Origin of the sequence: Acetobacterium tundrae, from assembly GCF_008086615.1 — a bacterium.
In the GTDB taxonomy this organism is placed as follows: domain Bacteria; phylum Bacillota; class Clostridia; order Eubacteriales; family Eubacteriaceae; genus Acetobacterium; species Acetobacterium tundrae.
On the sequence record NZ_RXYB01000003.1, the window covers coordinates 25588 to 52413 of the forward strand.

Genomic DNA, 26826 nt, shown 5'->3' on the forward strand with positions numbered 1-26826 from the left:
AAAATGCCATATCCCCCAAATTTGGGATATGGCATTTTTTAAGATAACCGGTTTTAGCGATTCTTTCTGATGTTTACTTTGATCTTACGATAAGAGTTTTGCCAGGTCCGCTTCTGGGGTTGAAATTGGTCCAATGTTATAGTTTTCAACCAGCACATTTAACACCTTCGGGGAAATGAATGCCGGCAGTGATGGTCCCAATAAGATATTTTTAATGCCTAAAGATAAAAGGGTCAGCAAAATACAAACCGCTTTTTGCTCATACCAGGAAAGGACCATACTCAGCGGCAATTCATTGATATCACATTTGAATGCACCGGCCAAAGCAATGGCTACCTGAATAGCCGAATAGGCATCGTTACACTGACCCATATCCATTATTCTCGGAAGACCGCCAATGGTTCCAAGATCTAAATCGTTAAATCGGTATTTACCGCAGGCAAGGGTCAGAATGATTGAATCTTTTGGTGTTTGTTGAACAAATTCGGTGTAATAATTTCGTCCGGTTTTTGCACCGTCGCAGCCACCAACCAGGAAGAAATGTTTAATATCTCCGGCTTTAACCGCATCAATAACTTTATCTGCCACGCCAAGAACTGTTCCGTGACCAAATCCGGTCATTACTTTTTTACCGCCGTTGATTCCGGTCATTTCCTTGTCTTGAGCGTAGCCGCCTAATGCCAAGGCCTTTTCAATAACCGGTGTAAAATCTTTATCTTTTCCGATATGGACCATCGATGGATACTGAACGACATCGGTTGTGAAAACACGGTCAGCATAGCTGTCTTTCACCGGCATAATACAGTTAGTGGTATAAAGAATCGGTGCTGGCACATCGGCAAATTCTTTTTGTTGATTTTGCCATGCTGTCCCAAAGTTTCCCTTTAACTGCGAATATTTTTTTAGTTCCGGATAGGCGTGGGCTGGCAGCATTTCACCATGTGTGTAAATATTGATTCCCTGATCTTTTGTCTGTTCTAATAAAAGTTTTAAATCATGCAAATCATGACCGGTAATTATAATAAACGGTCCTTTTTCAATGGTTAACGTCACTTCAGTTGGTACGGGTGTGCCATAGGTCTCCGTATTGGCTTTATCTAAAAGCGCCATACAGGCCAAGTTCACCGTTCCCGTTTCTAAAACAAGCGTCAATAGTTCGCCCATTTCCACCGTATCTGTCCCTATTGCCGCCAGTGCTTTATAAAAGAATGCATCAACAACAGGATCTTTATAGCCTAATATTTCGGCATGATGGGCATAAGAAGCCACGCCCTTAATGCCTAAAAGAATCAGTGTTTTTAATGAGCGGATATCCTCATTATCGTCCCATAATTTAGCCATATCGTAGTTTTCTGCGGTCGGATCTAACGCAACTTTCATTTTTTCGACACAGGCCACCATGAATTTTATGCTTTCATCATCAAAATTCACGTTGGTAACGGTTGTGAATAACGCTTTCTTGATACAGGAATCCGTTGCTTCCGTTGCTTTTGTTTTTTGAACGGCCCGGGCTAAACCAATACACGCCCCAACCAACTTGTCCTGCCAAACCGCAGTGGATGCCGTCTTACCGCATACCCCTTTAACTTCGCAACCTGTTCCTTTTGCCGTTTGTTCACATTGAAAACAAAACATATCTTTCATTCTTTTACCTCTTCCTTTATTATTTAGCCTTTTTACGGCTTCAACCCGTTTTATAACGGAGAATGATCGGTTATTAATATCAGCTTACCCCTATTGTTGGCAAACAAACTCTAAAATATTTTATGCATTTTCTAAAACACTACCATCTGTGGTAACCATCAATACCTGCCAGGGAATCATTTTTCCCGAATTCTGCAACGCACTCGTAACGGCTGCGACAATGCCACCGCAGCACGGCACTTCCATCCGTACGACAGTGATACTTTTGATATCATTGAGTTTGAATATTTCGGTCAGCTTTTCAGCATAATCAACTGCATCGAGTTTAGGGCAGCCGATTAAGGTAATCTTATTTTTAATAAAACGATTATGAAAATCACCGTATGCATAAGCCGTACAATCTGCGGCAATTAATAAATGGGCCCCCTTAAAGTAGGGTGCATTGACCGGAGCCAGCTTTATTTGCACTGGCCATTGACTTAATTGGGATACTGGTTTGGTTCCGGCGGAATCATTACTGCTTTCACATTCACAGGAGCTGGTTTCCCGACTGATCGCTTTTGATGATGATCCCGGGCAGCCGCAGGCTAACGATTCAAGACCATCATCTTTCTTCAGGTCTTCTCTGACAATTGTTTTTGCCTGAGTTCCCGGGCAGCCACCCGTTTTTTTCGCACTGCTTTCAGTGATCTGATTCTTTTTTTTCATGTTTTCAAGAACCGCTGCTTCATCATAAGCCGCCGCTTCCCGTTCTACAAAGGTAATGGCCCCGGTTGGACAGGTTGGCAGACAATCTCCCAAACCATCACAGTAGTCATCTCTTAATAGCGTGGCCACACCATTTACGATTCCAATGGCATTTTCGTGACAGGCTTCGGCACATAAACCACAGCCGTTACATTTATTTTCATCGATTGAAATTACTTTACGTATCATTTTTTTCCTCCTATCGATATCATGTATTGATTTCTTGGCCTAATCATAGTACAATTTACCCAAAAGTGCCGTTGCATATGCAACACAAAGGAAAATTATGAATAATAATATTGATATTTTAAGAAAAGTTAAGTTATTTGAATCGATAAATGAGGATCTTGAAGCCATGCTCCAATGTTTGGGCGGCGAAGAAAAGCAGTATGAACGGGGAGAAATTATTTTGATGACCGGACAGCCAGTTACCTCGGTCGGGGTTGTCTTATCCGGTGAAGTACAAATTATTCAGGAAGATTATTACGGCAATCGTTCGATTCTCACTGAATTAAAACCCGGACATATTTTTGGAGAAGCCTTTGCCAGTGCAGGAATTACTGAAAGTCCGGTCACCATTCTGGCCAAATCCAGCTGTACGGTTTTGTTCCTGGGTATTGAACGAATCATTACCACCTGTCCGACCAGTTGCATTTTTCACAATCAACTGATTGAAAACTTACTAAGAATATTGGCCCGAAAAAATATCCTTCTCAACAGCAAAAACCAATTACTCTCACAGCGAACCATTCGTGACAAGGTGCTCTCTTATCTTACCCTGCATGCCGAAAAAGAAGGGCATCCCGAATTCGAGATCCCCTTTAGCCGCAATGAACTAGCCGATTTTTTATGTGTGGATCGAAGTGCCTTATCACGAGTTCTCTCCCAACTCCAGAAAGAAGGAGTCATCGAATACCAAAATAAGCATTTCAAGCTGCTGTAGTTTTCACCCCAAGTCAGACAGGACGTCTTTTTTGATGTTTTTTTCGATATCCTGATACAGCGTTCGGGATACCACAATCGAATCTCCCCGTTCATACAACCGGTCCAGATAATCCAGATAAGCCCCCGGTGTTATGATTCCGTTGATTTTCATAAGATCAATCCCAGTTTTACCAACAATTGTGTCGACGAGTTTGACACAGTTCGTCCCCATGGCATAATAGGTTTTAAATGGATCGCCAAATTTAAATTTATAAAATCGCGCTCCGGCGTCATTGTATAGCTGACTGGACACATCATCGTAATCTTCCGGCTTTCCGTCTATTTCACCTTTCTCAGCCTGTTCTGCCAAGGGTTCCCATGGAACCAGATCCAAAATGATCTCATTAAGTTTATCCCGAGCACCCTTTTTTTGATCCGGCGGCAACGATAAACCATAGCCCATCAAAATTTTCTTCTCCACATCCAATGACTGTTTGATGTGGGATGCCTTACCCATTTCCACCATCACCCCATCCGCGAAGAATCCACCCATTTTCCAGGTGGCGGTGTCATAATTTCCATAGCTGTAAACCACATCTCCCATGGAAACATCCACATGACCGATTCCCGGAAGCAGTCCGGCTTTCGTATGGATAAAAATTTCCATATCTATTTCCTGCTCTTTGTTTTTATCAGATAGAAGCAGCAACGCCCCCGGTTCTTCCGCCACTAGTTTATTTACTTTATTTAATAATCGTATCGGCAAAAATGCGGCAATCACCACCGGGAGTGAAACGCGGATATGCTTTTTCATTTTTTGAGCGCCATCATTGTTTTTCATAAAACTTGCCAATGCGTCACTAAAAATATTAAGCGAAAATAGAATCAGATAGATGCCAAAAATAATTCCAAAAAGTCGACCCTGGGTCGCAAAAAAAGCCATCTCTATTCCCAAGCCAATGTATATAAGAGCGATTAACAATGTCCCCACCCAGGATGCGCCATCTTTTTTTAATTTCAGGCTGCTTAACAACACAAAAAAGCCCATGATGATTCCCAGTGCCCCCACAGCAAAAGCAAATGTTCCTTTAATGAATTGAGGGAACACATAAATGGCAACTCCGCCAAATAAACAGAGCAAGCCAATTCCTAATTCTTTAAACTTACTTTCACCCTTTTTTAGAAATATCGACAATAGATACATGATCCCGACAACAAATATTGAGCCGGATACAATCGCTACAATAATCTCCCAGGCCAGTTTCACATCAAACAATAAAATAATTCCGCTGATCAGCACTGCAATCGCCACTAATATCCAGACAACTGGCGCCGTGTTTTTAAATGCAACCATAGCAATTCCCCCTTTACACTTTCATCCATTCTATCAGAATTCTTTTGCATCCACAATCTTATTGTTTGGAGTGAATTACCTGACGAATCACATATAATAAAAAAAAAGACAATTGTTTTGCCAATTGTCTTTAACCGATAGACTAAGTGCAAAAGTAAGCACTGAAGTTTTCTTATTAATATTCTTCTCTGGTTCCAAATTCAGCAGACTCAACCCACTCTTCCGGGCGTTCCACCAATAATATCAGGCCTTCAAATATTTTATAATGATTTTTTTCCTGTTTAACCAGATATCCAAATAACTCCTTTAGTTTATCATCCGATGCTTCAGATAAAAATTTTTCATAGAGTTCAATACTTTGTCTTTCTTTTTCTAAGGCTAATCGGTACACCTCAACCTGATTGGGAATATCCTTGAAATCATTTTGAAAATTCTTGCTGCCTTTAAACACATTATTTGTTTCCAAAAGGGTATCATTATCAATTAATGAATACTCTAATTCCTTAAACTCGTTTTCCAAAATTTGAGCATGCCTCCCTTCATCTTTTGCCAATAAAAGAAATACGGTATTCAAACGGTTGTTTTTATTTATTTCAGCTTGTTTCTTGTAGTACTCTTCACCATCATGTTCCATCTTTATTGCAAATTCTAAACTATTCATAACTTTATCTCCTTTTTTAATTTTTTAAATTCGTATATTTTTTCACTTGATTCACTCCCAAGTTACTTTACCATTATACCCTAAGAAATTAAATTTAATCACCAGTATCATTTATCCATAATTCTTATAAAATCTTCAAGTTCTGTTACCGGCAGCTCACATTTGTAATTTTTACAAACATAAACCGTTGGTTTGTTATCAATCATTTTTTGATTGACCACAAAATCATTAACCCGCTCCAGATCCTGACCTTTTTTATTGGAAACCACCACTGAAAAAGGTAAATACTGTTTGTTGAGATAATCATTCATTTTCATTATAACCGGATCCTCACTGTTTCCGACAAATAAAACTTCTGTTGTGGGTTGATCTTCATACAGTTTTGCACTCAACATCATGGTACACGCCATCGGCGCCTGATTGAGATTATTTGCAAAATAAGCAAACATTCCATTGGCAATATCCGTAAATTCCTGTTTGCCGGTTATTTTACCCAGTCTCAAAAGACAGTAAGCCGCGATAGAATTCCCCGAGGGTTGAGCATTGTCATATATCTCCTTCGGGTTAGCGATTAATTGCTCGGCATCTTTACCATATAAATGAAACCCTGAAGTTCCGCATTCATCATCTCCGAAAAGGCTGATCATTTCAAGAGATCGTTTAATAGCCTTTTCTAAATAGTCGGTATTAAAGGTTGCCTGGTACAATTCCAGATAGCCCCAAATAATATTGGCATAATCGTCTAAATAACCTAAATGTTTAGCCTCGCCCTGCCGATATCGGGCATAAAGGCGGTCATCTGACCGGGTTAAATTCTTTTCAATAAAATTCATCGTTTGTTCCGCCAGTTTAACATAAACAGAATGTTGATATACTCTTCCCGCTATGGCTAATGCTGCTATCATCAAACCATTCCAGGCGGTTAATATTTTATCATCTTTATGGGGATGAATTCGTTTTTCTCTTTGTTCAAAAAGATCTGCTCTCATCTCATTTAGAGCTTTTTGAAGTTCTGGATATTTTTCGATTTCTTCAATTGAAGTTGAAATTAAATTGGGAATGTTTTTTCCGTCAAAATTACCTTCCTTTGACATAGGATAATACCGAAAAAACACTTCTGCGCGATTTTTCCCAAGTATTTTCTCGACCTTATTCATGTACCAAACATAAAATTTGCCTTCTTCGCCTTCAGAATCCGCATCTTCTGCACAATAAAAACCGCCGACTTGGGATCGCAAATCCCTGATCACATAACTTAATGTTTTTTCTGCAATTTTTCGATAAAGCTCATTCCCCGTTGCCTGATAACCTTCGGTATAAGCCATGATCAATAAGGCATTGTCATAAAGCATTTTTTCAAAGTGCGGGACAAGCCAGGTTTCATCGGTTGCGTATCTTGAAAAGCCAAACCCAATATGATCAAAAATGCCACCTTTATACATTTGCTTAAGGGTTTTTTCAACCATTTCAAGTGCCTGTGGTTCTTTAAATGCCTGATAGTATCGTAATAAATAAAACAAATGATGGGGTGTCGGAAACTTAGGAGCTTTCCCAAATCCACCATATTGCGAATCAAAATTTTCTTCGAAAAAGGTATAAGCATTCTTGAAAATGTTTTCGTTAAGTAATTCTTCATTCTTGCTGACTTCTAAGTCATTTAAAAGCTTGGTCATTTTATCAGCCGATTTTTTTAGATCTTCGGGGTTTTTCTCCCATTGGCTTTCAATCCCCATTAAAACATCGATGATCCCAGGATGTTGGTGTATTGATATTTTCGGCAAATAGGTTACGGTATAAAAAGGCTTCTTATCTGCTGTTAAAAAAACGTTTAGCGGCCAGCCGCCCTGTCCGGTACTTACCTGGGAAAAAGTCATATAAATTTGATCAATATCCGGTCTTTCTTCCCGATCCACCTTTATACTGATAAAATATTTATTTAATACTGTTGCCACTTCTTCATCTTCAAAAGATTCTTTCTCCATCACGTGGCACCAATGACAGGTGCTGTAACCGATAGAAAGAAAAATTGGTTTATTCTGTAATTCTGCTTCTTTGAACGCTTCTTCGCTCCAGGTGTACCATTCAACGGGGTTATAGGCATGCTGTAATAAATAAGGACTCTTTTCATTGATTAAACGGTTTGCTTTTGGCATTAGCCGTATTTCATTCTGTGACATTGATTCACACTCCTTTGCGGCTGCCTTTTTTACCAACAACCATTACTTATTCAAAATTTAGTAATTTCACTGCTAAACGTTTGTCAATTATCTTATAAAAAACAACAGTCATAATACCACTAATTACTGAAAACAATCCATAACCCAACCAGGGATTGATAAAATACCCTAAAAGACCGGAAACCGCAAGGAGCAACCCAATATAAGCCATTCCCACAAAAAGCGTAGTTACTACATTCATATTATTTTTCACGGCCTTTTGCGGATTGTCCCAATCGAGCAGCGGATGATTCATATCCATAAATAATCCAAACAAAAGAATTGGCAGCGAGCCTAAAATTCCTAAAATGACAGTTAAGACAAGACTTAACAGGGTCAGCGGGATATAGAAAGATACCCCAATAAGCGTAAAAACAATCCCTAAGCTTTCAATGATAACTGCTACACTGGTCCGCCCAATAATCTGATCTTTTGATGAAATAGGGATCATCCGGGTTAACCATGAAGCCTTTCCTTCCCGTGAAAAAGTGGTGGCTGTGGTCGCTGTGGTCGCTCCGAAAAAAATGAAAAAGGCAATCAATATGAAGTTCACAAGTATTGGCATTTCAGTATAAAAATTTCGGATGCTGTTAAAATCTTCTGGCGTCAACTTAATAAAGGAAAGACTGATCAACAAACATGCCGGTACAATAATAACAACACTGACATTATTGAAAAAATAAATCGGCGTTCGTAACAGCAATCGCAAATCCATGGAAAAGATGGCCATCACGCCATGGCTTTTTTTACCCAGAGCCTTTTGTGTTTCAATCTGACTCAATCTTTTCCCTTTTTTTATGATTTTTCCACGCACAATGCTTTTTATATAAAACCGTTTTCCAACTAAAACCATCAATGCAAAGGCTATGATATTAATGGCAACGCTACTCGCTGCCCAGGCCAAAGACATCAAAGTAATCTTATTAAGTGTCCATGCCAATAAAAGACTCGTGGGCACAAAATAGCCAATGGTGTTCAAAAGACTTTCATTGTTCTTTAGCAAATTGTTCATTAAATTTTGGAAATCCACATTATTTGCATTCCCCATGTGATTTCCAAACCATACTTGCACACTCATAATCAGTGCGATACCTAGAAACGCAAAAATAATCCGAAGCATATCCTGACGGCCTTTAATAGAGGCGGACTGCATAATAAGCATAATCAGTGCCGTAAGCAATGCTAGCGGCAATACCGGCACGGTTAAAAACATCAATATTGAGAGGCACGCATAGACAAAACCCATCCCCTCCCCGACTCCATAAATAATAAGAGCCGGTACAAATATCAGCGCCGTAAAAACATATTCGGATACCAAAATACTAAGGAACTTAGAAATGATAATATTACGAGAAAGTATCGGCAGGGGAATCAATTCTTCGATATTCTTCGAAAAATAAAACTCCGAGAGGATATACATAATTCCAAAAATAATGATCAATGCAATTGTCAAGATATATCCGACACTTAAAAATACAGAGGTCTGGTTGATCATGCGTAATCCAGCATACAAAGCGATATAAAAAGAAACATACATGAAAAATGCCGGAATCAAAGCGATCGGAACAATAATCATGGGAACTAATTGTTTGTAGAACGCTTTCTTATTATTGGTTCTATTGTATAAGAATTTCGAAAATCCCCATGATTCATTAATAAATAATTTTGTTAATGCCATTATTTCTTTCATTATTCCGTCAACTCCAGAAAAATATTTTCTAAAGATTCTTGGCTGCCTGCTTTTTCACGAATTTCTGCCATCGTTCCCACTTCAATGATTTTTCCTTTTTTGATAATCGCAATCCGATCACATATTTTTTCAGCCACATCCAATACATGGGTTGAAAAGAACACCGATCGTCCCCGATCACAATGTTCCCGCATGATTTTTTTGAGTTCAAACGACGCTTTGGGATCCAAACCCACCATTGGCTCATCCAAAACAAACAGCTGCGGATCATGAATCAAAGCCCCAACCAGAGCAAGTTTCTGCTTCATGCCATGAGAATAAGAACCAATGGGATCATTAACCGCTTCCTTAATCTCAAAAACAGCCAAATATTTTTCAATCAATTGCTGCCGCTCTGCAACGGGCACCTCATAAACATCCGCCATAAACTTCAAATATTCGATTCCTTTTATTTTTTCAAATAGCTCCGGATTATCAGGGACATAACTGAACTGTTTTTTTGCCTCAAGGATATTTTTCTGATTATCAATGCCGTTTATTATTATTTTTCCGCTATTGGGGGCTAATAAACTGACAATCATTTTAATCGTTGTTGTTTTTCCCGCCCCATTCGGTCCCACAAATCCAAATATTTCACCCGGATAAACCTGAAAGCTGATATTATCCACCGCTTTTTCACTTTTATTTCCATATGTTTTTGATACCTGCTCAAGTTTTAGCATTTTAAGCTCCTTTTTCGTATATGATTAAGATTATTTTAACATATCCATTTCAATAATGACGGCAAATTTAATATTGTTTTTAGAAAACAAGAATACAATAACTTAATAGTATTATGAACCCTTATAAAGAAAGCAGGTAATATCGTGATCACACAGAATGAAATTGCAGCATTGAAAGCTCAGGGAATTTTGGCCCAGCAACAGGAAGGGTATTTTTCCTTTCGTATTTTGAGCCGTGCAGGAAATTTGACTTCAGAGGAATTCCGGTCTCTGGCAGATATTGCTGAAAAATATGGCCGTGGTTACCTGGGTGAAACAACCCGTTTAGCCATTGAGATTCCATGGATAAAATATGATGACATTGAAGCCGTCAAAACGGCTCTAAAGTCTGGCGGATTAACCTATGGTGGCACCGGCAAAAAAGTCCGTCCGCTGGTCGCTTGCAAAGGCACCGTCTGCCTCCACGGGCTTTACGACACCCAGAAGCTTTGCGGTGAATGCCATGACCGTTTTTTTGGCCGAGAGCTTCATTCCAAAACAAAGCTCACTTTTGTAGGCTGTCCAAATAACTGTGCCAAAGCCAATACTAATGACATCGGTTTTGTTGGGCAAGCTTATGTACAATATGATTCCGAAGCCTGCAAACACTGTGGAAAATGCACCAAAGTTTGTCGGGCAAAGGCACTGACGATGGTTGATAAAAAACTAGTGTGGGATGAAATAAAATGCGTGAATTGTGGCGAATGCGCAAAAGTCTGCCCAGCTGAAGCCATGACTGAAGAGGTCAAAGGAATTGCCATTTATCTGGGGGGCCGAATGGGACGTGGCTACCGATTTGGGGATCGTTTAACGGATTTATATGCCGTTGCAGAAATCCCCGACCTGATTGAAAAAATTTTTGAAACCTACACCGATCTTGGCGTGGATGGCGAGCGGATCTCCGCTGTTATTGACCGAATCGGCATTAAAACCTTTGAAAACGCTTTGCTGGAACGTCTGGAAAATTAATCAACTATATTTAAATGAGCCGATATGACAAAATCATATCGGCTCATCTCTTTCGTTTTATTTTTATCCCCTTGAAGAATTGCTTTTCGGTGATACTTAGAGTTGCCAAGTATCAGATAGGTTTAAGCTTCCCATGGAACAAAGTACACACCATCTTCACGCTTTTGACCTTTTCCCAGCTCGAGATGTCTTAAAACAGTTGTTGCCGCGCCAGCCTCTTCAGCAGTAAGTTTAAATTTTTCAATAAGTTGTGGAACCGTTACGCCATTTTTTTCCTGAATAAATAAATAGATTTCTTTTTGAATTTCGGTTAGTCCTTCAGTTCCTGTAAAGCCTGATTTTTTTCGGTCAAGCAAAGCGCTGTGAACAGCCCCGGGATCACATGTTTGCAAAACTTTTTGTTGTCCCATGGCACAATCATCACAAAATATTTTACCTTTTACTTCATATACATCTTCATCTTCCAACTTAGCACCGCAAGAAAAACATTCTTTCATTAAGAACCTCCACAAATTTTATTGTTTTATGTAATTATTCAAACTATCATAAATGCAAAAATTATGCAAAATATTTTTTGCATTTATGACAATATTTCTTTCTAGACTGTTCTCTTATTTTTTTCAAAGCAACAATGTTCTAATGATTTTCTGTTGATTACCTCATCCATTATTTCTGCGGCAATACCAACAAGTTGTTCACATGGGCGTGTTTGATAATATTCATCCGTTCTCGCCTTTGGTATTGGATTATCAGTACCGACCATATCCAAAAGATCTCTGCAAATATAAGAACCGTTACGCTCCTTGAACTTGAAAGCAAGTGCTTGTATCCGTTTATAATGCTCTGCCTTTTTAACATCATCACGGGGATCAGTATATCCATATTTTATTCCTGCAATCATGAACATCGCCGTCACGGCACCGCAAACCTCACGTAATCTACCCATGCCTCCACCAAAAGAAGAGGAAATCTTCAGAGCTGTTTCCAACTCCATTCCGGTTTCATCGCAAAAAGCAGCAAAAACCGATTGTGAACAATTATAGCCTTTTTCAAATAGTTCTCTAGCCTGACAAGCATGTGTTATCAAATCGTTTACTCCTCACCTTTAATTTTCACCAAATCGTACCATCAGGTTTTTCAAGAATACCTTCAAACAAAATAATAAAATTCAGGTCTCAGCTATTCTTCATTTCCATGTGTATAATCAACTACTTCAAATTTTTTTGATAGCTCGTCCACAAATTCATCATGCCATTTACATATTGATCTCATGCAGCTTGAAAGGTGTATTGTTGTCACACCCTTTTTTGCCATTTTATCAGCTTCTTTTATTACCCCGGCAAGAGCATTTTTACCACAGCCATGACATCGGACAAATCTAACCAGTTTAACTTCCTTAGATTCATATCTGGCAAAGGCATCTTTTTTTTCTTTGTAGGCCTTTTTACATCCTTTTCCCGAGCATTTTTGGGCCGTTTCATAACAATTGATTATCCCTATTTTTTCCATAACATCTTCCCTAAGTTGTTTTATAAAAGTGATGGAACAGAAATAATTGTTCCATCACTTTTAAGATCTACAACTACATGTTAATCAAAACTGATATTACCACTCATCATTCAATAAAGTAATAACAGCAATTCCTCATTTTATTTTCAGAACTTCTTATTCCTCTCCGCATTCATCACTGTGTTGATGTTCATGACAAATAGATCCTGTCGATTTAAGCATCCCCTGTAAATAATTGGTTGCCGCATCTTCAGCTTTTCCACTCGCACCCGTGATAACCTCAATGTTTTTTTCATTGAAAATATCTACCGCACCGCCACCCATGCCACCGGCAATAATAACATTAACGCCCATGTCATGTAAAAAGACAGGTAAAAACCCTGGTTTATGTCCAGGATTGGGAACTGCTTCACTTTTAACAATTTTATTATTTTCCACATCAAAGATCATAAAACTTTCACAATGACCAAAATGTCCTGTTACCAACCCATTATCACTTGCTACTGCAATTTTCATTTTCTTTTCTCCATTCATTTCTAAAGTATCAGCTATATGATCCAGCCATGTTCCATCAAATAATTCAATCATGCCCTTATCGCAGGCACCTGCGAGGGCTGTATCAATTGGCATCTTCGCAATTAAATCAATGCCATGCTCTTTTGCCACTTCTTCAATATGACTCTCCCCAAAGATCTGATGTTTTTTACCACAATCCGGACATTCGAAATAGGACATATTTTCAACCACTCCAATTACCGGAATATCCATCACTTCAGCCATTTTCACGGCCTTTGAGACAATCATTGAAACCAGTTCCTGAGGAGATGTCACGATGATAATACCATCAACCGGTAAAGATTGAAACACGGTTAAAGGTACATCTCCGGTACCTGGCGGCATATCAATAAACATATAATCTACATCGCCCCAGATAACGTCGGTCCAAAACTGCTTAACCGTATTTGCAATAATAGGACCTCTCCAGATAACCGGATCCGTTTCGTTTTCCAGCAATAAGTTAATCGACATGATGTCAATATCTGTTTTACTTGCAATCGGAAACAATCCTAATTCGCTCGACATGGCTTTTGTGTTGATTCCGAAAGCCTTGGGAATGGATGGTCCGGTAATATCCGCATCCAGAATTGCCGTTTTATAACCTCTCCGATTCATTGTAACCGCCAATAAGGATGTTACTAACGATTTTCCAACCCCACCTTTTCCACTTACCACACCGATTACTTTTTTGATCTTACTCAACTCATGTGGTTTTTCTGAAAAATCCACTGGATTTTCCTTTCTTTCATCACAATCATCATCACTACAGGTACCACAGCTCTGGTTACAACTTTCACTCATACAAATTTCTCCTCTTTTGTTTGTTTTTTTGTCAAAATCCATTTTGTATTATTTTATCTTTTACCCTTAACTCGCCGATCCCTTTGAAAATCATCCAAGAAAATTGATTTGGGAAAAATCAATCATCCCATCCTTGTTCACAAGTTTTGAATCTCCGTGAACGTATTCAATCTTCCCAATGAACATTTCATGAGAACCCGTCACAATCGAATCAACCACGGTACACTCAATATTCACCGGGCAATCAGATAAAATAGGCGCATTAACGACTTTCGCCGTTTCAAGTTTGACCTTCATAATAGCTAATTTATCTTCATTTCGTTTACTGTGGCTACCTAAATAAATAAACGTTTCCTGATAACTTTCATCTACCAGATTAACTACAAAACACCCGGACTCTTTAATCAAGTGATATGAATAACGAGAAGGGACAATTCCTACCATAACCATCGGTGGATCGTAACTGCAATTTCCACAATAACCTACTGCAAGGGCATTTTCTTCTCCATTTAAACCGCGACATGATACCAGAACTTTTGGAACCGGATTTAAACAAGATTTCATGTTTGCTTTTACTTTATTCATTTTCATACTCCTTTTAAACAATTTATATTTTTTCTGAAAATTTCATTTTGCTATTTATTCAATAATACTTGCATGGTATTGTTAAATACTTCTCGAACCGCATTACCGGCTTCACAGTAAATATCAACAATCGTTTGCCCCTTGTTAATCGCCTTAACAGCATCTTCATCATAGGGAATATTACCTGTATAAGGCAAATTCATTTGGTCACAATAAGATTTAATTTTTTCAGTATTTTTCATATTGGTATCATATTTATTAACACATACCGCAATTTTTGTATGAAACGTTTGAGCCGTTTTAATAATCCGTTCCATATCACTAATTCCCGATACTGAGGGTTCTGCGACAATTAAAACCATATCCACACCGCTTAAGGATGCTATTACCGGACACCCGATTCCCGGGGATCCATCAATAATTGCCAGCTCAGCGTTGACATCCACTGATTTCATTTGCTTTTTGACTTCAGTAACAAGCATCCCCGATGTTCCGCTGCCCATTTTAAGCTGAGCGGTTGAAAACACTGTATCATTCGAATACAGCATGAGTTCACCAGCGATATTCGGTTCTAATGTGATTGCTCGAACCGGACAGACAACTTGACAAACTCCACATCCTTCACACGCATAAGAATCGATGTGATATTCATCATTCACCACCGTTACTGCATCAAAGCGACAATTTTCTCTGCACCGGTCACATTTTGCACATAAATCTGAATTTATTTCTGCCTTCGGCATTCCATAAAAATCTGTTCGTTTTGGTTGACTTGTTTGGCCTAAAACAAGATGCAGATTCGGTGCGTCCACATCACAATCAGCGTAAGCTTTTGCCTGTGCTACCTTGATAAATGCACTGGCTACGGTCGTTTTTCCGGTTCCGCCTTTTCCACTAAGAATGAGTAACTGTTTCATCGTGCACCTCCTTAGTAATGATTTGAAGCAAAGAAGAAAACATTGAATAGTACTTTGAGCTTTTTCTTGATACAATCATCGCATTTGAATTGAGTATTCCCAATTCACTTTCAAAGAGGATTTTAGTGAGTATTTTTATCTTATTATCATTACAATATTTTTCAATCAAATTATCATTTTCACTCTGCAAACATTTGTTGATGACAACTCCATAGGGTTTTTTGAAAATTTTCACCAGTTCATAAACCATTTGGAGATTATGCAATCCAAACACTGTCGGTTCTGCAACTAAAATACAATAATCAGCATCTCGAATACTTTCCATAACAATGCAGGCACTCCCAGGCGGGCAATCGATAAATGTCATCGCCGTTTCGTTTGAAATTTTATTCAATAATTTCTTTATAATGGGTATTCCTGATTCTTCTCCGGTATTCATCATGCCGGTAATCACTTTGACGCTATCAGAAACCCCGCTTTGTATTTCTCCAATCACTTTATCCTTTTCAGTCAAAGCTTTTGTTGGACAAAACAGGATACAACCACCACAGGAATGACAAATTTCATCAAATACGATTAGTTTATCTAAAACAGCGGCAAGGGCATTAAACTTACAAAAATCAACACATTTACGGCAGCCAATACAAAGATCTTCATCAACAACTGGAACTTTAATTGTCACCTTTTCTTTTTCTATCCCTTTCGGTTTGAAAAACAGGTGTCCATTCGGCTCTTCAACGTCACAATCAATATAAACGGAATTTCCAGCTACCGCTGCCAGATTAACAGAGACTAAAGTCTTACCAGTTCCACCTTTTCCACTGAGTACTGCTAGTTTCATTTTTTAATTTCCCCCACGTCCATGAAATCCTGCATGAAAGTGATCAAGTAGATCCAACTTTCCATCATTGTAGCTATTGATATTATCCTGAATGGTTCCCACACTGCTTTTAAAAATTTTAATCTTGGCAACCTTAAAAACGTCTGCAGCATTTTCACCACACCGCGGTGTAATTAATACCTCGGCCTGATTGTCGACAATAATTTGAGCGGCTTTTATACCTGCCCCACCTGGCTCAGTTGCTGCATCATTAATTATGAAGTCACCGGTTTGAGTGGCTGTATCATAAATATAAAAATAAGGAGCCCGTCCAAAAGACATACAAACTTCACTTTGCAGAGTATTTTCATCTGCTGGTATTGCTATTTTCATTAAATTTATTCCTCCATTTGCTAAAATTTTTTCAGAAGTGTTTCAACCCAATTAAACGTTGGGTTAAAATTCTCACTTGTTGGGTTCGCTCTTTTATCCTTAAACTATTAATTGACTGCCAGTTGATAGATATTCTATTTTATCAGTCATAATTGATTTTAAACTTTCATATGCTTTGATTCCTGTACAGTGGCAGGTATAAAACATTGCTCCTGTACTGAGAAGGCAGGTTCCAATATCCGCTATCGCACTTGGATTCTCATATCTGCCTGCTGATCGATTATAAAGATGAAAACCGCCAATCACATAACTTGGCTGTCTGTTTTTATTTAAATGAAAGTGCTCCAGGATATTTACAATTACATTGTGGGCGCAACCTGCAACTAAAACGATATTTCCATTTTCCTTTATAATTAAGTTCTGTTCGTGAGCAAAATCATCCAGAACTAATAAAGAATCAACCTTCATGAATAAATCCTGATTCCCTGATGGTTTCAATTTATTTCCTTTTACATTTGAGAAAAGTTCCAGCTCATCATCAATTTCAGTTTGTCCGTCTACCAAAATAAAGCGATCATTAGGCAGCAGTGTTTTATCTATTCCAATATATTTCTTTTCACCATTTAGTCTATTTGAATAATAATCACCAAAGGCCTTACTGTTCAGATAGATTTTTGCCTTACTATTCACACTCATAAAAGCCCTGAGCCCACCACCATGATCACAATGCCCATGAGAAATTACGACTAAATCGACCTTTGATAAATCAACCTGCATTTTTCTTGCGTTTTCTAAAATAAGATCACTTGCACCGGTATCAAACAACATTTTATGATTATTAGTTTCAATATATAAACTAAGGCCATGTTCACATCCTAAATCTTCATCCATTGAAGTGTTTTCCACTAAAGTTTTAATCAACATATTCTTTACCTATAACTTTCATTTTATCTTTATTTCTTTTACTCTGTTGATATCATTAAACTGCTTTAAATTTTTACAAGCCATCATAATAAGGCCTATATTTATGTCTTATTGTTTATTTTCACGGCAGCCAGGACAGGGTTTAAAAAATTCACCAGGAAAATCTTTATGCATTAATACTTCTGATTCTTCAATAAATTCATGATCGATAAAGTACTTTTTAAATTCTTCATTTACATCATGAATTGATACAATTGTACATCCCTCTTCAGCCATTTTTGCAAGAAGTGTTCTGATCATACCGTCAAACACTACCAAGTATTGGTCGCTCCGATAAATCATGATCATTTCAAAAATATCCACTTTGTTATCTTAATAAATAAAACGAACAACTCCCAGCAGCTGAGAAATTTCTGTGTCTTCGGCTGTAATATATAAATCTCTTTCTTTTTCCTTTTCCGCGAAAAGCGCTTTTAATTGGCTAAAATCTTTCGGAAATCCTATTTTTATCATAATTTTCCGCTCCTAATAGTTTTTGGCATATGTTATTTATAATTTCATTATAGACCGTTATTGGCATATGTCAACAACTATTTTACTTTTTTACAAGAGCCCAAAAATAGAAAATAACCGCCAATCAAGGAGTCATCATCCTCAACTGTCGGTTATTAAAAATTCTTTTGTTCAATATTCGATTCTGCTTCTAACCTAAACACTAGGCTGCTTCAAGTCATTACCTTCGTACACATAAAAAACAATACCAAAAAAGTGAAAACGCTGTAAATTTTTTTTTGATTTTCTCTTTTGTTTTTTTATTCTAATTATCTTTATCTCTTATCATCCTATCTTGACAGGGGACATAACCGCTTGAAATGATTAAAATTCGCCAATGCTGCGCAGGTTGTTCCAAATAAATAAAACTGTTTATTTTCCAATTCATCCAATACACTTCGATCCGTTCCATTTGCTAAAATTGAACCGGTTATCAGCAGTACATCTGCAAATTCCACCACTTCCTTCGTATCGGTTAATCCATCCAGCACTTTCACGCCATAACGAAGACTCCCAACATTCTTTCTATTTAAATCGCTGATCTTTATATTGTCTGCCCCAAATACCCGGGCACAGTTTTCCAGGATAGCTGGCTGATATCCAATGATGCCTATTTTACAGAGGCCATGTTTTTCCAAAACGGTCTGACTGATTTTTCCAGCACATGTTTCCGGTTCATTGTCAACGCAATGAATGGTGTGATCGGCAAAACCCAGCTTACGTGAAACGGCATTGAGAGTCGCAACCAAAAGCGCATAATTTCCAAGTCTATCGGCCGGTAAATCCAATATGCCCGGTATATTTCCCTGATAGGCAATCGGATCGCTGGTAAATGCCTGGCCCAGGCTGCCATCCACTTCTGCCTGCAAAAGAACTTCTTTACCTGTTAATAGTGGAAAATCTTTTCGATCTGGGTGACCGATCGCCTCCTCATTCTTCAAAGCTCTGCTGCTGATTGTAATATTTAGGTTATTTAATTCTTTATTTTGATTTAACAGCGACTTCAAAACCTCTCGTGCATCTTTAAATTGCATCTTTTTCTCCTCTCGAATTTCCACAAAGAAAATTATTTATATCTTCATCTTGACATTTTTTAAATAAATCGATGCTCTTTCGAATTCCTCTCAGTTCACCATTTACCATAATACCGATTCGGTCAGCCATGATCTGAGCTTCATTAAAATCATGTGTTACAAAGAGAATGGTACATCCAAAGATCTTATGTATCTCTTTAATCTGTTCATACATGCTCTGTTTTGTCGCTGGATCCAATGCCGAAAACGGCTCATCCATTAATAGCATTTTGGGATTAAGAACAAGCGCCCGGGCAAGAGCTGTTCTCTGCCGCTCGCCGCCGCTCAATGTCCCCGGATACTGCTTTAAAATATGTTCAATTGACAATATTTCTGCCATTTCAGCAACTTTTTTCTTTCGTTTTTCTTTATCCATTTTTTGTATTTTCAATCCATAACAAATATTATCATATACCGTCATATGCGGAAACAAGCCGAAATCCTGATATACAAATCCAATTTTCCGTTTTTCCAGGGGAATCTCAATAACACTTTTTCCCTGGATAGTCACATTTCCCGAAAAGCGCCTGTAAAACCCTGCAATGGATTCAAGAAGCACGGTTTTTCCCGATCCGGTTTTTCCCAGCACGGCAAATATTTCATTATCAAAAATATTCAAATTGATATTTTTTAGCTTAAAGCTTCCCAACTGAATTGAAAAATCTTTTATCTCCACCATTGCATTCATCGTAAAGTCACATCTTTCATTCTGCTTTCTTTGGAATTCTTTCTTCCCAACCAATTTGTAATAAACAGTGATGCAAATGAAATAATCAGTATGATTGTTGCTGAAGCCATCGCTGCACCATTGTCTCCTGTTGCCAAATTCAAATAAATAGATGTTGTCAATGTTTCTGTCTTCATTCGCGTCGCCCCAACCAACATTAATGTCGCTCCAAATTCTCCGAGACATCTCGACCATGTCAGAATAATCGTTGCTATAATCGCATTTTTTGACAGCGGCACGGTAATCGTTGTAAACCGTTTCCATTTTGAAGCGCCCAGACTTCCCGAAATGAATTCCAATCGCTCATCCACCTCCTGAAATGCCGTTCGAATAAAGCGGATCACATAAGGTAAATTCACAACGGTCTGAGCTAGGATAATGCCATTTTTGTCAAATACGACTCTGAAGCCCAGCTCCTTTAAAGCTTTCCCAAGATCGGATGAAAAAATTAGCAACAGACTCAAGCCCAAAACCAAATACGGCATGGATAAGGGAAGTTCAATAATGATCTGACATAGTTTTTTTAATGGAAAGGACGTTCTAGTCAATGCGTAAGCGGTGGGTACCCCCAAAAACATACAGATAAACGTAGCGATACTCGCCGTATACAAGCTCAATTTGATGGAAAATTGAATTTCTTTAGAAAGAAATGCTTCTTGCAAGTACGGAAAACCTCTCACAATAATTGTCAGAATCAACACTGATGTAAATACAACAACAACAGCCGCCGTGATAATCGAAATAATTTCAAACAGATTAAATAAATGGGTGCGTTCTTTCATAAATATAGTTTAATTGAGCAATTCATAACCATAACTTTTCCAGATACTTTTTGCTTTGTCTGAATCAAGAAAGGTCAAAAATTTTCCCAAAGCTTCGGTATTTGTACTGCACGTTAAACTTGCTGCTGGAACCGTTTTAACATAGGCATCCAGATCGGTTGTATTAACAATCTCGGTGGTTGATCCCGTAACATTTTCTTTCCAGTCAATGATTGCATTGCACTCATCAACGGATAGGGCATTGAAAATTTCCGGTGCCGTGGAAGCTCGTGCAATGACATTTACATTTTGAAGAATTCCTAAATCCGTCAACGCTTTATTTGCTATTTTGCCAATGGGTGTCGCATCTGCATCGCCCAGTACAACCTCCACGCCATCCTTTGTCAAATCATTCAATCCTGTAATACCTAATGGATTTCCGCTTTTCACAGCCAAAACCGGAATATGTTTGACCAGATTTTTACTTTCCTTCACAAGATCTTTCACCGGTACCAACTCATCGGCTGAACCTGCTATAAATAGATCACCCTCCTTGGTTGTTTGAATCTGATTCTGAATTTGAGCCGCATTTGCATATACGACTTGCACTTCACAGCCTGTTTCTTCCTTGAAAGCATCTGTAATTTTACCAAACGGATCTGTCATTCCTGCCCCGCAATAAACAAATAAATTTTGTCCAGTAAGTTCCTTTGCGGTGTCCTTCGATTGTGTTTCAGTATTGCTACTGCATGCTGTCATCAGTCCAATCGACATACCGGCAACCAATAGAACCGCCAACCATTTCTTTACTCTTTTCATTTTTCTCTCCTCATCTTTTTTTATTATGTTTTATTGCTTTTAATATTGTTTTATTAGTTTGAATAATACACTACTTTTTTACGTCACGTCAATCTTTTAATTTTTATGTACAAATAAAGAACACAAAAATTTGTCTGATTATAGCCAGTGAATTCTGCTATAATGTTGATAAGTAATTGAAATATAGCAAATAAGTAAGGAGAAAAAATGTTAAAACTTGAAAATGTCTCATTTGAAGTGGAAAATGAAAAAGAGATTTTAAAAGACGTTAATTTAACGATTGAAAAAGGTAAATTTATTGCTATAACCGGTCCCAACGGTGGCGGGAAATCTACCCTGGCCCGAGTTATTTCTGGAGTTATCAAACCCACCAGAGGTAAAATCACCTTTAATGGCGAAGATATTACCAATTTAAGTATTACTGAAAGAGCAAAACGAGGAATCAGTTTTGGATTCCAGCAGCCGATACGATTTAAGGGAATTACCGTTCACAATTTATTAAATGTTGCCGCCGGTAAAGATTTATCTGTAATGGAAGCCAGTCAGTATTTATCAGAAGTTGGCTTATGTGCAAAAGATTACATCAATCGGGAACTCAATGCTGGGTTATCCGGCGGAGAAATCAAACGAATTGAGATTGCCACTATAATTGCCAGAAATACGATCTTATCCATATTTGATGAACCCGAAGCCGGTATCGATTTATGGAGTTTCAACCACCTCATTGATGTGTTCAAAAAAATGCACAGTAATAAGGAAGTATCCATTATCATTATTTCCCATCAAGAACGGATTTTAGATGTGGCAGATGAAATCATTGCCATGGTGGATGGGGCTATTATTAAACGTGGCGCCAAGGATAGTGTCTTGCCTGAATTGCTCCATTGCGAAGATCCCTTAAACTGTCTGAATTGTCAAGATATCGTGGAGGCTTAAAAAATGAATGATATAGCAAAACAATTGTTAAAAGAAGTGAGTGGACTGGAAGAGCTGCCAAAGGGTGCTTATAATATTAGAGACAATAGCCAAAGTGTTGCCAGACAATCCAGTGAAAATATTGAAATTGTCGGAAAAAAAGATAAATCCGGTATTGATATTATCGTGAAACCCAATACGAAATCTGAGTCTGTTTATATTCCGGCTTTGGTTTCCTGTAGCGGCGTCCACGATTTGGTTTACAATGATTTTTATATCGGGGAAAATGCCGATGTTACGATTATCGCTGGATGCGGAGTCAGCACCGGGAATAGCTGTGACGGCTCTGAACACAATGGCATTCATCGTTTCTTTTTAAGCAAAAATTCACGGGTTCTTTATGTTGAAAAGCACATCGGCGTAGGTACCGGGACTGGCAAGCGGATCATTGATCCGGTGACAGAAGTGGAACAGGAAGAAGGCAGTTATATGGAAATGGAAACCTCTCAAATTAAGGGGGTTGATTCCACGAAACGATTGACAAAGGCAAAACTAAAGGCCAATGCAACCTTAGTTATTAAAGAAAAGTTGATGACTCACGGAGATCAAATTGCTGAATCGAGTTTTGAAGTGGATATGAATGGTGAAGATTCCAGTGTTAATCTGATTTCCCGTTCAGTAGCCAGAGAGCATTCCAAACAAACGTTTATTTCTAAAATCAACGGCAATACCCGCTGTATGGGGCATTCCGAGTGTGATGCGATTATTATGGATCATGGCGTGGTAAAAGCCATTCCTGAAATTACCGCCAATAGTCTGGATGCAATGCTCATCCATGAGGCAGCCATCGGTAAAATTGCCGGAGATCAGATGATCAAGCTGATGACATTAGGCTTGACAGAAAGTGAAGCGGAAGCAAAGATCATCGACGGTTTTTTGAATTGATGTCGTAACACCACTTTTGTCAGACTGTAAATAATTTTGTATTAACTTAAAAAAGCTTTCAGATTTAATTTGTTTTAACATTAATCTGGAAGCTTTTTTTATTTATAATCATCGCATCCATTGGTTCCTTCTTATCTTGCGACCCACGATCTTTCTATCTTCTAATTCTCAAATTAATAATGCTATCTATGTTCATATTTATCGCATCATTCTTTAAACAGCACTATTAAGACCTAATCAAAATATCAGAATATCTTATTGCCATAATGGTCAAAAGTGTATATAATAAAAATAGAATTGATTATATTTGGAGGAAACGCATATGAATCCAGTTGCATTTTACATTTTTGGTGTCAGTATCAGATGGTATGGATTATTAATTGCTTTTGGAATGATTTTAGGTTTAATTTTTGCAAAATACAACTGTAAATATAGAGATATAAATTTTGATTCCTTTTTAGATGTCGTTCTTATTTCTTTACCTATTGGTATTATCGGAGCCAGATTATATTACGTGGTTTTTCAATTCAATGATTATAAAGATAACTTGATTGATATATTCAATATTAGGCAAGGCGGTCTTGCTATTCACGGTGGGATTCTATTCGCGTTCATCGCTGCATATATTGTAACAAACTATAAAAAAATTGACTTTTTAAAGATAGCTGATGTCGCAGCTCCATCAATTATCATTGCTCAAGCACTTGGCCGATGGGGAAATTTTTTTAATGGTGAAGCCCATGGTGAGGCAGTATCTTATGAATTCATTAAATATTTTCCGCTTTTTATCCAAAAGGGGATGTACATTGATGGTCTTTTTTATCAGCCAACTTTTTTATATGAATCTGTATGGGACTTATCAATATTTCTAATATTAATGCTTATTTTAAGAAAATATCAGAGCAGCGGAATTGTGCTCTTTACTTATATTGGCTTATATTCCGTTGGTAGATTTTTTATTGAAGGATTGCGAACTGACAGTTTAATGCTTGGTTCAATTAGAATTGCTCAATTAATGAGTTTAAGTGGCGTTATTATCTGGGTAGCCTTTCTCATTTTCTTAAAATATAAAAAAACGGATGATCATCTTTTATAAATAACTCAGTATTTTAAAATTCATTTAAAGGAGCTTTTTTTATGGATACACAGATCAAAAGTACCTCTGAATATGGAAACATGTCCACCGAAGAAACAATTGAGTTTCTTGAAACAACTACAGACGGTCTTTCTACCGATGAAGCAGAAATTCGCATTAAAAAATTTGGTTTTAATAAAATTGTGGAAGTAAACAAGAAGCCCCTTCTTGATTTTTTTAAACGCTATTGGGGACCGATGCCATGGCTATTGGAATTTGCAATTGTACTCACAATAATATTGGGGCATTACACTGAAAGCTTAATCATTTTTATTTTACTGACTGTAAATGCCATTATTGGATATCTGCAGGCACAGAACTCACAAAAAGCAGTCGAGTTGCTTAAAAAAAAGTTGGAAATTAAGACGAATATTTTACGTAATCATACCTGGATCGTAAAAGATGCTGAAGATTTAGTGCCGGGAGATATCATCCATATCAAACTTGGAGATTTAGTTCCGGCGGATATAAAAATCATAATCGGTGACATATCAGCTGATGAATCGGCGATAACCGGCGAATCGCTGCCAAAAGACCTGCATTCTTCAGACATCGTTCATTCCAGTTCGATTGTCAAACGCGGCGATGCCAATGGGGTGGTTCTCAATACTGGTGCAAATACGTTCTTTGGTAAAACGGTTGAATTGGTAAAAATAGCCAAACCGAAGTCAAAACAGGAAGAATTGATGATGAACATCGTCAAATATATGATGTATTTGGGAATTGCAGCATCGATCATCGTTTCATTATATGCGTTATTTCTTCACAAAGATTTTTTGTTTATCTTATCTTTTATTGTGGTCTTTCTAATTGGAGCCATACCGGTGGCTCTGCCGGCGGTGCTGACAATCGTTCAAGCTGTTGGAGCAATGGAACTATCTAAAAAAGGGGTATTGGTAACCAGGCTTGATTCAATCGAAGATGCTGCATCCATCGATATTTTCTGCTTTGATAAAACCGGTACAATTACGCAAAACAAATTATCAGTCGTCGATTGCATCGCTTTTGCAAACTATTGTAAGGATGATGTTGTCAAAATGGCGGTATTAGCTTCCCAAGAGGAGGGACTGGATGCCATCGATCTTTCAATTATCAATTATTCAAAATCAATTAATACCATCTTTGATGGATATCAGCAGATTTCCTATACTCCATTCAATCCTGAAAATAAAAAAACCGAAGCCATTGCTGCAGCTAATGTCATTAAGTTCAAAATAATTAAAGGCGCTGCGCAAACAATCATAGCATTGTGCGAAGAACTCGAAACAAAAACTTTAGCGACGGCAAACCAGGCAATTGAACGCTTTTCTGAAAAAGGATCACGAACAATCGCCATTGCCGTATCAGAAGATGAAACCAGCAATCATTTTACCCTTGTGGGACTGTTGGCTATCGCCGATCCGCCACGGATGGATTCAGCCAGCATGATATCTGAAATAAAAAATCTTGGTATTAAGTGCCTGATGCTTACCGGTGATAGTATTGCCATTGCCCAAGAGATATCCAGACAAGTTGGGATCGGCAATACTATCTATCGCATTGGTGATCTGAAGGGATTATCACATAGCGAACAACTTCGACTCATTGAAGAAAGTGATGGTTTTGCCGAAGTATACCCCGAGGATAAATATAAAATAGTAAAACTGCTGCAAGATAATGGACATATGGTTGGCATGACCGGTGATGGGGTAAATGATTCTCCCGCCTTGAAACAAGCTGAACTGGGGACGGCTGTCAGTGAAGCAACCGATGTGGCAAAAGCATCCGCAAGTATTGTTTTAACACAACCGGGTTTAAGTGAAATAATTGATGCTGTGAAGGTGAGCAGGAAAACCTATCAACGCATGTTGACCTGGGTTATCAACAAAATAACAAAAGTCGTGGAAGTCGTGATATTATTTACGATCGGATTTTTTTGGCTACATGATCTCGTTATTTCGCTTTTAGGCATGTCATTATTGGTCTTTGCCAATGATTTTGTCACCATGTCCATTGCTACTGATAATGTAAAATCCACCGACTCACCCAATAAGTGGGAAATCAAGAATATTATTTCCGCATCATTAATTCTTGGTCTATTCTTTGCCTGCGAAGACTTATTTCTGATTTTTATCGGACTAAGCTATTTTCAGCTGGAATTTGATCAATTGCAGACCCTAGTGATGCTGAGCCTTGTTTTCAATACGCAATTCAGAATCCTGATGGTGAGGGAAAGAAGCCATTTCTGGTCGTCTATTCCCAATAAAAATTTACTGATAGTAAACACCTTAACGATCTTCGGATTTGTATTATTAGGTATTTTCGGGCTATTTATTCCCAGTCTTTCAGCCAATCAGGTCTTTATTATATTAGGGATTGCGTTATTATTTACGCCGTTTATTGATTTCGCTAAATACGCTCTGTTTAGACAATTTAAAATATAACGA

At 38.0% G+C, this 26826-nt stretch carries 28 protein-coding genes; 6 read left to right on the plus strand and 22 right to left on the minus strand.

What is annotated here, in order from left to right; translation table 11 throughout:
* Window positions 1-84: 84 nt before the first annotated feature.
* Together hcp and FZC40_RS02990 are read right to left on the minus strand one after the other, a co-directional pair.
* Window positions 85-1644, minus strand: coding sequence for a hydroxylamine reductase (gene hcp / locus FZC40_RS02985; protein ID WP_148602453.1), 1560 nt, complete (start codon window positions 1642-1644; stop codon window positions 85-87).
* Window positions 1645-1764: 120 nt separating this feature from the next.
* Window positions 1765-2580, minus strand: a complete 816-nt coding sequence (locus FZC40_RS02990; RefSeq protein WP_148602454.1) for an ATP-binding protein — start codon at window positions 2578-2580, stop codon at window positions 1765-1767.
* Between the two features lie 97 nt (window positions 2581-2677).
* On the opposite strand from FZC40_RS02990, the gene FZC40_RS02995 reads away from it, so the two are divergent.
* Window positions 2678-3334, plus strand: a complete 657-nt coding sequence (locus FZC40_RS02995) for a Crp/Fnr family transcriptional regulator (RefSeq protein WP_148602455.1) — start codon at window positions 2678-2680, stop codon at window positions 3332-3334.
* Window positions 3335-3337: 3 nt separating this feature from the next.
* Here FZC40_RS02995 and FZC40_RS03000 read toward each other — a convergent pair whose 3' ends face one another.
* From FZC40_RS03000 to FZC40_RS03020, 5 genes are all read right to left on the minus strand, one after another.
* Complete coding sequence (locus tag FZC40_RS03000) at window positions 3338-4669, minus strand: HdeD family acid-resistance protein (protein ID WP_148602456.1); 1332 nt, start codon at window positions 4667-4669, stop codon at window positions 3338-3340.
* Window positions 4670-4844: 175 nt separating this feature from the next.
* Window positions 4845-5330: a ferritin-like domain-containing protein gene (locus FZC40_RS03005; protein ID WP_148602457.1), complete on the minus strand. Its 486-nt coding sequence runs from the start codon at window positions 5328-5330 to the stop codon at window positions 4845-4847.
* Window positions 5331-5437: 107 nt separating this feature from the next.
* Window positions 5438-7507: a thioredoxin domain-containing protein gene (locus FZC40_RS03010; RefSeq protein WP_148602458.1), complete on the minus strand. Its 2070-nt coding sequence runs from the start codon at window positions 7505-7507 to the stop codon at window positions 5438-5440.
* 46 nt (window positions 7508-7553) lie between these two features.
* On the minus strand, window positions 7554-9236 hold the full coding sequence (locus FZC40_RS03015) for a putative ABC transporter permease subunit (protein ID WP_148602459.1): 1683 nt from the start codon (window positions 9234-9236) through the stop codon (window positions 7554-7556).
* Window positions 9236-9958, minus strand: coding sequence for an ABC transporter ATP-binding protein (locus tag FZC40_RS03020; RefSeq protein WP_148602460.1), 723 nt, complete (start codon window positions 9956-9958; stop codon window positions 9236-9238). The genes FZC40_RS03015 and FZC40_RS03020 overlap by 1 nt, the downstream gene beginning before the upstream one ends.
* A 144-nt stretch (window positions 9959-10102) precedes the next feature.
* On the opposite strand from FZC40_RS03020, the gene FZC40_RS03025 reads away from it, so the two are divergent.
* Window positions 10103-10966, plus strand: coding sequence for a 4Fe-4S dicluster domain-containing protein (locus tag FZC40_RS03025; RefSeq protein WP_148602461.1), 864 nt, complete (start codon window positions 10103-10105; stop codon window positions 10964-10966).
* Between the two features lie 122 nt (window positions 10967-11088).
* Here the strand turns inward: FZC40_RS03025 and FZC40_RS03030 are convergent, their stop codons facing one another.
* The 15 genes from FZC40_RS03030 to modA all read right to left on the minus strand — a co-directional run bounded on the left by FZC40_RS03030 (window position 11089) and on the right by modA (window position 21405).
* Window positions 11089-11463 carry an LIM domain-containing protein gene (locus FZC40_RS03030; protein WP_148602462.1) on the minus strand — a complete coding sequence of 125 codons (375 nt, stop codon included), beginning with the start codon at window positions 11461-11463 and terminating at the stop codon, window positions 11089-11091.
* Window positions 11464-11564: 101 nt separating this feature from the next.
* Window positions 11565-12053 (minus strand): C-GCAxxG-C-C family protein, encoded by a 489-nt coding sequence (locus FZC40_RS03035; RefSeq protein ID WP_148602463.1) that lies wholly within the window; start codon window positions 12051-12053, stop codon window positions 11565-11567.
* A 92-nt stretch (window positions 12054-12145) separates the two neighbouring features.
* On the minus strand, window positions 12146-12475 hold the full coding sequence (locus FZC40_RS03040; protein WP_148602464.1) for a CGGC domain-containing protein: 330 nt from the start codon (window positions 12473-12475) through the stop codon (window positions 12146-12148).
* 156 nt (window positions 12476-12631) lie between these two features.
* Window positions 12632-13834, minus strand: a complete 1203-nt coding sequence (locus FZC40_RS03045) for an iron-sulfur cluster carrier protein MrpORP (protein ID WP_148602465.1) — start codon at window positions 13832-13834, stop codon at window positions 12632-12634.
* A gap of 90 nt (window positions 13835-13924) precedes the next feature.
* Window positions 13925-14419, minus strand: a complete 495-nt coding sequence (locus tag FZC40_RS03050; RefSeq protein WP_148602466.1) for a flavin reductase family protein — start codon at window positions 14417-14419, stop codon at window positions 13925-13927.
* Between the two features lie 50 nt (window positions 14420-14469).
* On the minus strand, window positions 14470-15336 hold the full coding sequence (locus FZC40_RS03055) for an ATP-binding protein (protein WP_148602467.1): 867 nt from the start codon (window positions 15334-15336) through the stop codon (window positions 14470-14472).
* Complete coding sequence (locus tag FZC40_RS03060) at window positions 15314-16177, minus strand: ATP-binding protein (RefSeq protein WP_148602468.1); 864 nt, start codon at window positions 16175-16177, stop codon at window positions 15314-15316. The genes FZC40_RS03055 and FZC40_RS03060 overlap by 23 nt, the downstream gene beginning before the upstream one ends.
* Window positions 16178-16180: 3 nt before the next feature.
* On the minus strand, window positions 16181-16549 hold the full coding sequence (locus FZC40_RS03065; protein WP_148602469.1) for a NifB/NifX family molybdenum-iron cluster-binding protein: 369 nt from the start codon (window positions 16547-16549) through the stop codon (window positions 16181-16183).
* Between the two features lie 99 nt (window positions 16550-16648).
* On the minus strand, window positions 16649-17440 hold the full coding sequence (locus FZC40_RS03070) for an MBL fold metallo-hydrolase (protein WP_243135731.1): 792 nt from the start codon (window positions 17438-17440) through the stop codon (window positions 16649-16651).
* 141 nt (window positions 17441-17581) lie between these two features.
* A complete protein-coding gene (locus tag FZC40_RS03075; protein WP_148602471.1) occupies window positions 17582-17836 on the minus strand; it encodes a hypothetical protein in 255 nt (84 codons plus the stop codon).
* Between the two features lie 9 nt (window positions 17837-17845).
* Complete coding sequence (locus FZC40_RS17015; RefSeq protein WP_186843636.1) at window positions 17846-17986, minus strand: hypothetical protein; 141 nt, start codon at window positions 17984-17986, stop codon at window positions 17846-17848.
* Between the two features lie 329 nt (window positions 17987-18315).
* A complete protein-coding gene (locus FZC40_RS03080; RefSeq protein WP_148602472.1) occupies window positions 18316-19059 on the minus strand; it encodes a Rossmann-like domain-containing protein in 744 nt (247 codons plus the stop codon).
* Entirely contained in the window at window positions 19049-19786 is a 738-nt protein-coding gene (locus FZC40_RS03085; protein WP_148602473.1) for an ATP-binding cassette domain-containing protein, read from the minus strand. The genes FZC40_RS03080 and FZC40_RS03085 overlap by 11 nt, the downstream gene beginning before the upstream one ends.
* Window positions 19783-20607 (minus strand): ABC transporter permease, encoded by an 825-nt coding sequence (locus FZC40_RS03090; RefSeq protein WP_148602474.1) that lies wholly within the window; start codon window positions 20605-20607, stop codon window positions 19783-19785. The genes FZC40_RS03085 and FZC40_RS03090 overlap by 4 nt, the downstream gene beginning before the upstream one ends.
* Window positions 20608-20616: 9 nt before the next feature.
* On the minus strand, window positions 20617-21405 hold the full coding sequence (modA, locus tag FZC40_RS03095; protein WP_148602475.1) for a molybdate ABC transporter substrate-binding protein: 789 nt from the start codon (window positions 21403-21405) through the stop codon (window positions 20617-20619).
* A 207-nt stretch (window positions 21406-21612) separates the two neighbouring features.
* Here modA and FZC40_RS03100 point away from each other — a divergent pair, with 207 nt between their 5' ends.
* The 4 genes from FZC40_RS03100 to FZC40_RS03115 all read left to right on the plus strand — a co-directional run bounded on the left by FZC40_RS03100 (window position 21613) and on the right by FZC40_RS03115 (window position 26823).
* Window positions 21613-22341, plus strand: a complete 729-nt coding sequence (locus FZC40_RS03100; protein WP_148602476.1) for an ABC transporter ATP-binding protein — start codon at window positions 21613-21615, stop codon at window positions 22339-22341.
* Between the two features lie 3 nt (window positions 22342-22344).
* Complete coding sequence (locus FZC40_RS03105; protein WP_148602477.1) at window positions 22345-23265, plus strand: SufB/SufD family protein; 921 nt, start codon at window positions 22345-22347, stop codon at window positions 23263-23265.
* A gap of 322 nt (window positions 23266-23587) precedes the next feature.
* Window positions 23588-24361, plus strand: coding sequence for a prolipoprotein diacylglyceryl transferase (lgt, locus tag FZC40_RS03110; RefSeq protein WP_148602478.1), 774 nt, complete (start codon window positions 23588-23590; stop codon window positions 24359-24361).
* A 41-nt stretch (window positions 24362-24402) separates the two neighbouring features.
* Complete coding sequence (locus FZC40_RS03115; protein WP_148602479.1) at window positions 24403-26823, plus strand: plasma-membrane proton-efflux P-type ATPase; 2421 nt, start codon at window positions 24403-24405, stop codon at window positions 26821-26823.
* The last annotated feature ends 3 nt before the right edge of the window (window positions 26824-26826 follow it).